10 protein-coding genes and 1 riboswitch are annotated in these 12,223 nt (G+C 66.4%); of the genes, 1 reads left to right on the top strand and 9 read right to left on the bottom strand.

Translation table 11 applies throughout. The annotated features are described in order from the left end of the window. Positions 1–5: 5 nt before the first annotated feature. The 9 genes from nadD to ACNQPB_RS13705 form a co-directional block, all read right to left on the bottom strand. Positions 6–677 carry a nicotinate-nucleotide adenylyltransferase gene (gene nadD / locus ACNQPB_RS13745; protein ID WP_498752831.1) on the bottom strand — a complete coding sequence of 224 codons (672 nt, stop codon included), beginning with the start codon at positions 675–677 and terminating at the stop codon, positions 6–8. Between the two features lies 1 nt (position 678). Continuing rightward, a complete protein-coding gene (locus ACNQPB_RS13740) occupies positions 679–918 on the bottom strand; it encodes a hypothetical protein (RefSeq protein ID WP_498752565.1) in 240 nt (79 codons plus the stop codon). A 112-nt stretch (positions 919–1,030) separates the two neighbouring features. Further along, positions 1,031–2,392, bottom strand: coding sequence for a glutamate-5-semialdehyde dehydrogenase (locus tag ACNQPB_RS13735; RefSeq protein WP_498752564.1), 1,362 nt, complete (start codon positions 2,390–2,392; stop codon positions 1,031–1,033). Continuing rightward, a complete protein-coding gene (proB, locus tag ACNQPB_RS13730; RefSeq protein WP_498752562.1) occupies positions 2,389–3,570 on the bottom strand; it encodes a glutamate 5-kinase in 1,182 nt (393 codons plus the stop codon). Before proB ends, ACNQPB_RS13735 begins: the two co-directional genes overlap by 4 nt. Beyond that, positions 3,560–5,149, bottom strand: a complete 1,590-nt coding sequence (gene obgE, locus ACNQPB_RS13725) for a GTPase ObgE (protein WP_498752561.1) — start codon at positions 5,147–5,149, stop codon at positions 3,560–3,562. Before obgE ends, proB begins: the two co-directional genes overlap by 11 nt. Before the next feature lie 103 nt (positions 5,150–5,252). After that, positions 5,253–5,516, bottom strand: coding sequence for a 50S ribosomal protein L27 (gene rpmA / locus ACNQPB_RS13720; protein WP_070347479.1), 264 nt, complete (start codon positions 5,514–5,516; stop codon positions 5,253–5,255). A 61-nt stretch (positions 5,517–5,577) separates the two neighbouring features. Next, on the bottom strand, positions 5,578–5,886 hold the full coding sequence (gene rplU / locus ACNQPB_RS13715; protein WP_498752829.1) for a 50S ribosomal protein L21: 309 nt from the start codon (positions 5,884–5,886) through the stop codon (positions 5,578–5,580). 331 nt (positions 5,887–6,217) lie between these two features. Next, positions 6,218–7,732 (bottom strand): bifunctional hydroxymethylpyrimidine kinase/phosphomethylpyrimidine kinase, encoded by a 1,515-nt coding sequence (thiD, locus tag ACNQPB_RS13710; RefSeq protein ID WP_498752559.1) that lies wholly within the window; start codon positions 7,730–7,732, stop codon positions 6,218–6,220. After that, positions 7,726–7,823: riboswitch (TPP riboswitch) on the bottom strand. (Overlaps the previous gene by 7 nt.) 107 nt (positions 7,824–7,930) lie before the next feature. Then, positions 7,931–11,008 carry an Rne/Rng family ribonuclease gene (locus ACNQPB_RS13705; RefSeq protein WP_498752557.1) on the bottom strand — a complete coding sequence of 1,026 codons (3,078 nt, stop codon included), beginning with the start codon at positions 11,006–11,008 and terminating at the stop codon, positions 7,931–7,933. Between the two features lie 462 nt (positions 11,009–11,470). Here ACNQPB_RS13705 and ACNQPB_RS13700 point away from each other — a divergent pair, with 462 nt between their 5' ends. Beyond that, the gene (locus tag ACNQPB_RS13700) at positions 11,471–12,139 is read left to right on the top strand and encodes a vitamin K epoxide reductase family protein (protein WP_498752556.1); all 669 of its coding nucleotides are present in this window, start codon (positions 11,471–11,473) and stop codon (positions 12,137–12,139) included. Positions 12,140–12,223 lie beyond the last annotated feature (84 nt).

The raw sequence follows: 12,223 nt of genomic DNA, 5'->3' as shown, positions 1-12,223 counted from the left end.
CAAACTCACTCAGTAAGTGCTCGGCGGGCTGGTCCGGTCAATGACGGCATGGACTCTGCGGACTGCTTGTCCGCGTAAAGGCCATACTTGGCGATGTACTGCACCACTCCGTCGGGGACGAGGTACCACACGGGGTTTCCATCGGCGACGCGGGCACGGCAATCAGTTGAGGAAATCGCCATGGCCGGAACTTCGAGAAGGCTGACGTCCTCCCTGCCCATGTCATCGAGCACGTGGCCGGGCCTGGTGACGCCCACGAAATGCGCCAACTCCCAGAGCTCATCCACGTCCTTCCAGGACAGGATCTGGGCCAAGGCATCCGCGCCGGTGATGAAGAAGAGGTCGGCGTCGGGGCGCTGTGCGCGCAAGTCACGCAGGGTGTCGATGGTGAACGTGGGACCGGGACGGTCCACGTCCACGCGGCTGACCGTGAAGTTCGGGTTCGATGCCGTGGCGATCACCGTCATGAGGTAGCGGTGTTCGGGCTCACTGACCTGCCTGCTGGACTTCTGCCACGGCTGTCCCGTGGGCACGAAGACTACCTCGTCCAGATGGAACTTGGCCGCAACCTCGCTCGCGGCAACCAAGTGGCCGTGATGGATGGGATCGAACGTCCCACCCATCACGCCAAGGCGGACCCTGCGCCCCGTGACCTCGAAGGGTTTTGCAGCGGAAATCTTAGTGGCCAAACCCTGAGTGCTTGGCCGGGTGCTGGCGGTGCGGATCGGAGTGCTCGTCGACGGGCTCGTGGCGGTTGCCCAGGTTGGTGTAGGACAGGGTCACGAACATCAGCACGCACAGGATGGCGAACATCGAAACACCGAACACCCACGGTTCAGCCCACAGCGGCGCCAGTTCCTCATGGCCACCTTCGCCACCCTGCGCGGCAATCGAAATGGCGATCTGGTGAAACTGCATGTTCTCCCCTAGTGGTTCAAAGGATTTCGACGGCGGATCCTCCCGCCGTCCCGGACTTCTGTTCTATGTTACAGCGTTGGCGTTACGGCGATGCCCGCCGTACCAGTGTGGCTTAGGCGCGGACCTGGCCCTCGCCCTGGACGATCCATTTGGTGGTGGTCAGTTCCGTCAGGCCCATGGGGCCGCGTGCGTGGAGCTTCTGGGTCGAGATGCCCACCTCGGCACCCAGGCCCAGTTCCCCGCCGTCGGTGAAACGGGTGGAGGCGTTGACGATCACGGCCGCGGAGTCAATCTCGGCAATGAACTTCTCGGCGTTGGCGAGGTTGTTCGTCAGGATCGCCTCGGTGTGACCGGTAGTCCACTTGCGGATGTGGCTCACCGCGGCGTCCAGGTTGTCCACCATGGCCACGGCGAGATCCAGGTCCATGTACTCGGTGGCCCAGTCGTCATCGTCGGCCGGCACGGTCTCCACCTTGCCCGCAAGTGCCTGTGCCACACGATCATCGACGTGCAGTGTCACTCCGGCAGCCTTCAGTGCGGAGGCGACGGCGGGCAGCACCGTGGATCCCGAGTGGACCAGGAGGGTCTCCACCGTATTGCAGACGCTGGGCCGCTGGGTCTTGGCGTTGAGCAGGATGTCCACGGCCATTTCCTCGCCGGCCGATTCGTCGATGAAGATGTGCACGTTTCCCTCACCGGTTTCGATGACCGGCACGGAGGAGTTGTTCACGACCGTCTGGATGAGGTCCCGGCCACCGCGCGGGATGAGGACGTCGACGCGGCCGCGGGCGCGCATCAGCACGTTGGCGCCTTCGCGGCCGAACTGGTCAACGCTCTGGACGGCGTCGGCGGGCAGGCCCACCGACTCCAGCGCCTCGCGCAGGATCACCACGAGGGCTGCGTTGGTGCGAGCCGCAGCCGAACCTCCGCGCAGGATCACTGCGTTGCCGCTCTTCAGCGCAAGGCCGGCGATGTCCACGGTGACGTTGGGACGCGCCTCGTAGATCGCTGCCACGACACCCATGGGCACGTTGACCTGGCGCAGACGCAGGCCGTTGGGCAGGGTCTGGCCGCGCACGACGTTACCCACGGGATCAGGCAGGCCGGCAAGGTTTTCCAGGGCGGCCACGAGCCCCTCGATGCGTGCGGGGTTCAGGGTAAGCCGGTCCAGCAGGGCCTTGGACGTGCCGTTGGCGCGGCCTGCCTCGACATCCTTGGCATTCGCGGCGAGGATGGCGGCCTGTTGGCCCACCAGGGCGTCGGCGATTGCACGCAGCGCCCGGTCCTTCCAGGCCCGGTTGGCCTGCGCCATCCGGCGGGCGGCTTTGCGGGAGCGGTCGGCGATCGCGTGGACCGCAGCCTCAAGCTCCTGCGGCGTCAGTGACTCCGGGGTTCCCGCAGGCGGAACGGCACCGGAAAGAGTTCCGGTGGTTGCTGCGTCGGAAACGGCATGGGGAGTCAGTGCTTCAGTCATGCTCCAAGTTTAGTGGAGCCGGCCGACGTGACCAGCACGAGGTCGTCAACATGGACAACCACGCGGTCATATCCGCTGCCGAGTTCCTTCGCTAGTTCCTTGGTGGAACGGCCAAGCATCCGCGGAAGCTCCTCCGCGGAGTAGTTAACCAGGCCGCGGGCGATCACGGTTCCGTCGCCGGCCACCATTTCCACGGGGTCGCCGGCCTCGAAGTCTCCGGCAACGGAAGAAATTCCGGCGGGCAGCAGCGAGGTGTGGCGGTCGCGCACGGCCCGGACCGCACCGTCGTCGAGCACCAGGCGGCCGCGCACGGAAGCAAGGTGCGCCAGCCACAGCAGCCGGACCGGCTTGCGTCCGGCATTGACCGAGAACCAAGTTCCCACGTCCTCCCCTGCCAGTGCCGCTGCCGCGTTGGCGGTGGAGGTGACGAGGGCGTGGATCCCGGAGCCGGCCGCGATGGTGGCAGCCTCGACTTTGGTCATCATGCCGCCTGTCCCGACGCCGGCCTTGCCGGCCTTGCCGATCGTCACCCCTTCGAGGTCCGCGGGGCCGGTAACCAAGGGGATGCGCTTAGCCCCCTTGGCCGGCGGACCGTCGTAAAGGGCGTCGACGTCGGACAGGAGCACGAGCGCGTCCGCGCGCACCAGGTGCGCCACGAGGGCGGCCAGGCGGTCGTTGTCGCCGAAGCGGATCTCGTGCGTGGCCACGGTGTCGTTTTCGTTCACGACCGGCACCACGCCGAGGTTCAGCAGCCGGTCCAGCGCCCGGTAGGCGTTGCTGTGCTGGGTGCGCCGCATGAGGTCATCTGCCGTGAGCAGCACCTGGCTCACTGTCACGCCGTGAGCCGAGAACGCCTGGGTGTAGCGGGCCATCAGCAGGCCCTGACCCACACTGGCCGCGGCCTGCTGGGTGGCGAGGTCCTTGGGCCGCTTGGCCAGGCCCAAAGGCGCGAGCCCGGCAGCGATGGCCCCCGAGGAAACCAGGATGATTTCACTGCCCGCATTGCGCTTGCGCGCAAGGGCATCGACGAGCGCTGTCAGGGAGCGTTCGGAGATGCCGCCCTTGATGCTGGTGAGCGAGGAGGAACCGACCTTGACCACGATCCGCCTGGCCGCTGCCAGCGCCTCACGGCCGGCAGGTTCCGCAGCGACGGGCCGCGCCTGCGCGCTAGTCGTCATTGCCGTCTTCCAGGCCGCTTTCGCTCACCGGGCGGGCAGCACGACGGCGGCTGACGGACTCCGTCCAGATGCCCGCCTTGCGCTCTGCCTCGAGTTCGGCGCGCGCAGCGGCCTTCGCCTCGCGGCGTTCGATCTGTTCCTCGCGCTTCTGGGAACGGGTGGGGCGATCGCCGATGTCAGCGATTCGGATGTCGGTGCCGCGCGGAGTGGCAAGGAGTTCGGCGCCGGCCATCATGGTGGGCTCCCAGTCGAAGACGACACCGTCCTCGCCACCGATCACCACGGTGTCGCCGGGCTTGGCACCCATCTTGAAGAGTTCGGTCTCGATGCCGAGCTTGGCCAGGCGGTCGGCCAGGTAGCCGATAGCTTCTTCGTTGGTGAAGTCGGTCTGCTTGACCCAGCGCACGGGCTTCTCGCCGAGCACGCGGAAGAGCGGCTCAAGGTTCTTTTCCTCGCGGCGGATGGTGAAGCCGGTCTCGTTGACTGCGCGCGGGCGCAGCACCGGTGCAGCCACCTTCGGCGGCGCGGCCTGCACGGCGTCGCGCGCAGCCTGGACGATCCCGGCCATCGCAAAGCTCAGGGAACGCAGGCCCTCGTGGCTGGTGGCGGAAACCTCGAAAACGCGGTAGCCGCGGGCTTCAAGGTCCGGGCGCACGAACTCGGCCATGTCCTTGCCGTCGGGCAGGTCCACCTTGTTCAGCACCACGAGCTTCGGGCGTTCGTTGAGCGGAACCACCTCGCCGTCCACACCGGCATAGCTCATGTCCACGGCGTATTTCTCGAGCTCGGCCTCGATGATCGCGAGGTCGGACAGGGGGTCCCGGTCCGATTCGAGCGTTCCGCAGTCCAGGACATGGACGAGGGCGGCACAGCGCTCGACGTGGCGCAGGAAGTTATGGCCCAGTCCCCTGCCCTCGCTGGCGCCCTCAATGAGGCCAGGGACGTCGGCGATGGTGAAGCGGACATCGCCGGCCTGGACCACGCCCAGGTTCGGGACGAGGGTGGTGAAGGGGTAGTCGGCGATCTTCGGCCGGGCGGCGGACATGGCGGCGATCAGGCTGGACTTGCCGGCCGAGGGGAAACCGACCAGGGCAATGTCGGCGATCGATTTCAGTTCCAGGACGATGTCGCTGGCTTCGCCTTCGATGCCGAGCAGCGCGAACCCGGGAGCCTTGCGCTTCTGGGACGACAACGAGGCGTTGCCAAGTCCGCCGATGCCGCCTGCGGCAGCCAGGTACTCGGCCCCGATGCCGACGAGGTCGGCCAGCACGGTGCCGTCCTTGCTCTTGACCACCGTGCCGTCCGGCACGGGGAGCACCAGCGTCTCGCCGTTCTTGCCGCCGCGCCAGTCACCCATGCCCGGGCCGCCGTTCGTGGCGTGCCGGTGCGGGGCGTGGTGGTAGTCGAGCAAGGTAGTGGTCTGGCCGTCGACGCGCAGGATGACGTCGCCGCCGTTGCCGCCGTTACCGCCGTCGGGACCGCCGAGCGGCTTGAACTTCTCCCGCTTGACCGATACACAGCCGTGGCCGCCTGTTCCGCCGGATACGTGAAGTACTACCCGGTCTACGAAGGTGGCCACGATTTTCTCCTCTGTGTATGCAAAAACTCTAAAAGATTCTAATGCTGTTAAAAGACAAGTGGAGGGGGCCGTCCGGCCCGCTCCACCCGCTCAGAATGTGTTGTTACTCTGCAGCTGCAGCAGCAACGATGTTCACGACACGGCGGCCGCGACGGGTGCCGAATTCGACAGCACCGGCCTGCAGAGCGAACAGGGTGTCGTCGCCACCGCGACCGACGCCTGCGCCCGGGTGGAAGTGGGTGCCGCGCTGGCGGACGATGATCTCGCCGGCGGAAACAACCTGGCCGCCGAAGCGCTTCACGCCGAGGCGCTGTGCGTTGGAGTCACGACCGTTGCGAGTGGAGCTCGCGCCCTTTTTATGTGCCATTTGAAATGCCTGCCTCTAAGGTTCTTGGGAAATCTGGTGAAACCCGGAAAGCAACCAGTGGTTACTTGATGCCGGTGATCTTGATCTTGGTCAGTTCCTGACGGTGACCCTGGCGCTTCTTGTAGCCGGTCTTGTTCTTGAACTTCTGGATGACGATCTTCGGACCACGGAGGTCTTCGAGGATCTCAGCCGTAACCTTGACCTTGGCCAGGTCCGCAGCAGCGGAGGTGACCTTGTCGCCGTCTACCAGGAGCAGTGCGGGCAACTCGAAGGTGCTTCCGACTTCACCGGGGACGCGGTTGAGGGTTACGTAGTCTCCAACGGAAACCTTTTCTTGGCGGCCGCCTGCGCGGACAATCGCGTACACCACTTGGGCACTCACTTCTCTCGACGTTTCTTACAAAATTTGCGTGCGGAACCCCGGAGCCATTGCGGTCCTGATTCGCGCTGTGCCTCAACGCCGTGAACTTCGGAAAGAAGCCCGTGAGTCATCCCTGAACAGATCCAGGGGGCATAACCCAAGTGTTGGCGTAAGCACCGAAGATCCAGATTACGCTAGTTTCGCCTTCGGCTGCAAATGAGGCCGGGTCCGGAACGTGCCATGTGATGGCTGCCACAGCGGCCAAGCCGCCATCCGGTACCGTGCCCGTCAAGCTTACCGTTTCCGGGCGCTCCAGCTGTGCAGGCACGCTCCGACACGCTCAGGCGTGCAGCCTCGGGGCGTCGAAGAACGCAGTCTCGTAGCGGCAGGACTGCGCGAATGCTTCGTGCATGGCGGCCCGTTCAGCGGCGGACGCCGCACGTGCGGCACCGTCGACGACGTCGATCGCCTTCCGCGTGGCCTCGGCGAAGGCTTCATCCGCGTAAGTCCGCAGCCAGTCCGCGTAGGGGTGGCCGGATGGCTCCCCGGCTGCGACAAATTCATGGTGCAGGCGCTGGCCGACCTCGGCGTAGAGCCAGTAGCACGGCAGGATGGCCGCGACCAGCACCCCGTAGCTGCCCGATGCGGAGGCCGCGAGCAGGTGGTCCACATAGGCCTTCGTGACGGGGCCGGCCTCCGTGGCCATCCGGCCGCCGAGCCAGTTCCGGTGCAGCTCCGATTCGACTTCCAGGCACTGTTGGGAACCCTTCGCCCAAAACAGCTGTTCATCTTCGCTCGGCGCCAATGCCCCGGCCCGGGCCAGGACCCTGGAGTAGCCGTTCAGGTAGAGGGCGTCCTGGGCCAGGTAGTAGCCGAAGTGTCCTTTCGATAGCGCACCGGACTGCAGGCCGCCGATGAACTCCAGCGCGTGGATCTCGGCAAGTTCCAGCTCCGCCGCGTCCCACAGCTGCGCGGCGAAGCCACCGGGCCGGAGCCTTTCCTGTCCGTGGAAATGGTGGACGGGTCCGTTGCCCTGGCCCACTTCCAGCACCTCTGAACGGGCGAGTGCTTCCTGCAGCCAGGGCTTCACCTCGCGAAGGGCCTCCTCCCAGCTGCCCAGCCGGGCCTTGGCCGTAGCCATCGCGGACGAGAGCGAGCATCCGGTGCCATGGCTGTTGCTTGTGGCAATGCGCGGCCCCGGAACCTCCACCACATCCTGGCTGAGCAGGCCGGAGGTGTTCACCAGGGCGTCGGGGCAGTCTTCGCCGGCCAGGTGTCCGCCCTTGACCAGAACGGTGCTCCCGGTGGACGCAGCGAGGCGATTGCCCTGCGCCAATGCCGCAGCCCAGTCGCGGGCCTCGTCTTCGCCCAGCAGCATCGCCAGCTCGGGCAGGTTCGGCGTGATCAGGTCCGCGAGCCGGAGCAGTTCCCGGAGGGCTTCCTCGGCGGAAGTTTCCAGCAGCCGGTCGCCGCTGGTGGCGATCATCACCGGATCGATGACGACGACGGCGGGCCGCACCTTGACGAGCCAGCGCCGGACTTCCCCGATCACCTCGGCGTCGCCCAGCATGCCGATCTTGACGGCGTCCACCGTGATGTCGTCGCTGACCGCGTCCAATTGTTCGCGCAGGAATTCGACCGGAGGAACATGGACGGAGCGCACGCCCTTGGTGTTCTGTGCCGTCAGCGCAGTGATGGCAGCCATGCCGTATCCGCCGTTGGCCGCGATGCTTTTGAGGTCCGCCTGGATTCCGGCCCCGCCGGACGGATCGGACCCGGCGATGCTCAGCACGCGGGGCGGCCGGGCAGCAGCGGCGTCAACCGGATAGACAGGGGTGAGTGGTGCGAGTGCCATGAAGCGGACATCCCTTCGCCGGTACTAACCGGGCAGGTTCAACGGGTCTGGTCTCAGCCGGCATCGGTGCGCGGCACCCCGTGTCAGGGAACCAAGTCTAGACGGCCCCCCGGAGCGCCCGGGAATAAGACCATCGGGAACAGGAAAGCCCCGGCGCCCCCGCAATCAAAGCGGGGGCACCGGGGCCTTCAAGGATTCCTAGAGCTCGGACTTGGGAACGCCTACGCCGAGGATTATCGGTTCATCGGCCTTCTTTTGCGGCTGCGTCGCGCTGTCCGGCTGCTTTACAGGGACCTTGGCCTCGTGGGCGGTGCCGCCACTGGCCGCAGACATCCCGCGCTGTTCCACAGTGGTTGCGTTGGCAGCGCCTTGGGCACGGCTCGCGCTGCGGCTGCGCCGGCTCCGGCGTCCCCGCGGGCGATCTTCGGCGCCACCCTCTGCCAGCGCCTCTGCAGCAGCACCATTGGCAGCGGTTTCTTCGGAAGCAGGCCGGCCAAGTCCGGCGAAGGCCTGCGCCAACAGGTCAAGGCTCATCGCAGGTTCGTTGCGCACGGGTTCCTCGTGATGGACGCCAAGCGGCAGGGCCACTTCCTCCCCGCCGAAACGCAGGACCGGCAGCACCGGAGCGTCCGAGGCAGCAGCAGGAGCGGCATCGGCAGCCGGAGACCCGGCGTCGGACACGTCCGCGACGGCGACGGCAGCCTGGGCTTCGGCGGCGTGCTGAAGTTCCTCGTCGTGCAGGTGCGCAGCGTGCGCCGCGGCGGCGATGTTGGCAAACGCGGCGCGCGTCGCGTCGGCCTTGGCCTGACGCTGAACATCTGCACCCTCCGGCACGGGAGCAACCGGCGGGGCCTCGACGGCGGGCTGACCCCCGCCCTTGCCGCGGCGGCGCTTGCGCTCAGTGCGGGCAGGCTGCTGGGTTTCGATGTGCGGGCGATGGTGTTCGGCCGCCACCACGTTGGCGCGGCGATGCTCCACCGGCTCGTCGTGGGTGACCACGCCCCGGCCGGCGCAGGTTTCGCACTGCTCGCCGAAGACTTCCAGCAGGCCCGTGCCCATGCGCTTGCGCGTCATCTGGACCAGGCCCAGGGACGTCACTTCCGCCACCTGGTGCTTAGTGCGGTCACGGCCCAGGCATTCCACCAGGCGGCGCAGGACGAGGTCGCGGTTGGATTCGAGCACCATGTCGATGAAGTCGATCACGATGATGCCGCCGATGTCGCGCAGGCGCAGCTGGCGGACCACCTCTTCGGCCGCTTCGAGGTTGTTCTTCGTGACGGTCTCTTCGAGGTTGCCGCCGCTGCCGGTGAACTTGCCGGTGTTGACGTCCACCACGGTCATGGCTTCGGTACGGTCAATCACCAGGGAACCACCGGAAGGCAGGAACACCTTGCGTTCCAGGGCCTTGTGGATCTGCTCGTCCACGCGCCAAGCCGAGAAGATGTCCTGCCCGGATGTCCACTTTTCCAGGCGGCCCACCAGGTCCGGGGCCACGTAGGTGACATAAGCCTCGATGGTGTCCCATGCCTCTTCGCCGGAGACGATCAGCTTGGAGAAGTCCTCGTTGAAGACGTCACGGACAACCTTGATGGTGAGGTCAGGTTCGCCGTAGAGCAGTTCCGGGGCCAGGACCTTGTTGGAGGACGACTGGCCTTCGATCCCCTCCCACTGGGCGCGCAGGCGGTTGATGTCGTGCGTCAGCTCTTCCTCGGAAGCGCCTTCGGCCGCAGTGCGGACGATCACGCCGGCATTCTCCGGGAGGCGGTCCTTGAGGATCCGCTTGAGCCGGTTGCGTTCGACGTCCGGCAGTTTGCGGGATATGCCCGTCATGGAACCGCCCGGCACGTACACGAGGTAACGTCCCGGAAGGGAGATCTGGCTGGTCAGGCGCGCACCCTTGTGGCCCACGGGGTCCTTGGTGACCTGCACCAGCACCGAGTCGCCCGACTTCAGGGCGTTCTCGATGCGGCGTGGCTTGCCTTCGAGCGTGACGGCATCCCAGTTGACCTCGCCGGCATACAGGACGGCGTTCCGGCCGCGTCCGATGTCGACGAACGCAGCTTCCATCGACGGCAGGACGTTCTGGACCTTGCCCAGGTAGACGTTGCCGATCAGGGAATCCTGCTGGGTCTTGGACACGAAATGCTCGGCCAGCACGCCGTCTTCCAGGACACCGATCTGGATCCTGTCGTCGCGCTGGCGCACGATCATCTGGCGGTCCACGGATTCACGGCGGGCCAGGAACTCGGCCTCGGTGATGACCTGGCGGCGGCGTCCGGTTTCGCGGGATTCGCGGCGGCGCTGCTTCTTTGCCTCCAGGCGGGTGGAGCCCTTGACGCTTGTGACGCGGTCCGGTCCGGCGCTTTCGGTGTGGGTGCGCGGGGCACGGACCCGGGTCACGGTGTTGGGCGGGTCGTCTTCCCCGCCGCCGCTCAGCTCCAGATCCTGGTCGCCGCGGCGACGGCGGCGCCGGCGGCGCGAGGTGACGCCGTCTTCAAGGGCCTCGCCTGCCTCGGCCTCGCCCTCGTCTCCTGCGGCGTCCTCTTCGCCTCCGTCTTCGCGTTCGACGCTGCGGCGGCCACGCCGGCCGCGGCTGCGGCGACGGCGGCGGTTGCCCGCCTCGTCGAGGTCGCTATCCTCGTCGCTCTCTTCCGCCTCGTCCTCTTCTGCGGCGGCGGGGGGCGCCTGGCGGACAACAGTGCTCAGGTCCGGCGCCTGGAAGATCATGGACGTGACGGATGCGGGTTCCAGGAAGAGGGACGCGAGGGGGCTTGCTGCTTCCGCGGAAGCAGTCTCTTCTTCGGGGGCGGCCTCTTCTTCGGCCACAGCTTCCACAGCAGGAGCCTCCGCCTCGGGTGCTTCCGCCGCTTCGACGACGGCCGCCGGCGTTTCAGGTGCCTCTTCAGCCGGGACAGCCTCCTCGCTTGCCGCCTTGGCCTTGCTGGTCCGACGACGGCGGACCGGCTTTTCGGGGGCAGCCTCCGCTTCGACCGGTGATTCGGAGGTGGCTGGTGGTTCGGAGACGGCTTCAGCGCCGGTTTCGGCGAAGGCCGGAAGCAGTTCAGGCGTCTCTACCTTCTTGCGGGCCCGGCTGCGCCGGACAGGAGCCTTGGGCGCTTCTTCCGGTTCCGCATCCGTGTCCGGAGCCGCCACGGCTTCGGCCGGGGCTTCTGTCTTCGGAGCGGCCTTGCGCCGGGTCCGGGTGGTCTTCTTCGGTGCCTCTTCGGCTGCCGTTGCCGCGTCTTCCGCGGCGGGTACTGCTTGATCGTTATCCATAAGTGGCAACACTCCTGCCCTTGTGCAACCGCCACATCCGGCGCCCAGTGGGGCACATATTGTCAATACCCGCAGGCGTTGACAGAAGTCGTCAGTTGTCTTTCCGGTTCGCACCAGCGTGGGGGTGCGGCAATCGCGGAAAGCCGGCTCTGCTGCGAACCCGTTGTTCTAGTACCACAACGAGGTGCCGTCCCATGCCTTGGCGGGCGTGCCGGGGATCTCAGTTCCGGGCATGCCCTGCTCAGGGCTGGCGGTCTTGGGAGCAAGATGCCGGACCGGATTCCGCATGTGGAACGGGCTCCGGCCACGTTCATTCTCTCACACCCCTGCCGTGATGCACGGAAGTGTCCGCTTCCATCTGGGAGTTGCGCCAAGGCGGCGGCGCTACAATCCTCCCAAGACCGGTTCCGGAGCTGAGCAGCGCCGGGCACCCGCGCGGCAACCAGAAAGGGACCATCACCCATGCCAAGCCCCGCCAGCGACAACCTGGCCCCCGTAAGTGCCTCCGCAAGCGGACCCTCCCGGGCGGAGGCGGAACTGCCAAGGATGTCACGGGATGTTCCGTTTGCCTGGCTCCTGCTGCTGACAGGCGCCATCGCCTGGCTGGCATCCGGTGCCCTGGTTCTTGAGAAGCTCCAGGTTCTGGCCAACCCCAACCATGCGACAGTCTGCGACATCAACCCGTGGATCTCCTGCGGAGACGTGATGAAAACCCCGCAGAGTTCGGTGTTCGGCTTCCCCAACATGTTCATCGGGATCGTGGCGTTCGCGGTGATCATCACGACGGCGATGGCACTGTTCGCGGGTGCCAAGCTGGCGCGCTGGTACTGGATCGGCCTGCAGGTTGGCGTGACCCTGGGCTTCGTCTTCATTGTCTGGCTGTGGTCTCAGGCGCTCTACGCCATCCACATCCTGTGCCCGTTCTGCATGGTGGTCTGGGCATGCATGATCCCGTTGTTCGTTTTCGTGACCATCCGCAATGTGGTGCACGGCGTCATCCCGGCACCGGCAGGACTGGTGAAGGTGCTGGGCGACTACGGCTGGATCATCGTGGCCCTGCTCTACGTGGCCGTAGTGGCGAGCATCTTCTTCGCGTTCATCAACGTCTTCATCGGGACCTCCGGATACTGATCCCCGGCACCCGCAAACACCCCCGCGAGACAAGCGCGAACGTACAGCTGTGGCCCCGGAATCCGCGGTTCCCGGGGCCACAGC

Source organism: Curtobacterium sp. LFS079, from assembly GCF_047977865.1.
Taxonomy (GTDB): domain Bacteria; phylum Actinomycetota; class Actinomycetes; order Actinomycetales; family Micrococcaceae; genus Arthrobacter.
Note: the sequence above shows the minus strand (reverse complement) of the source record. Positions and strands in the feature narration are given on the sequence as shown.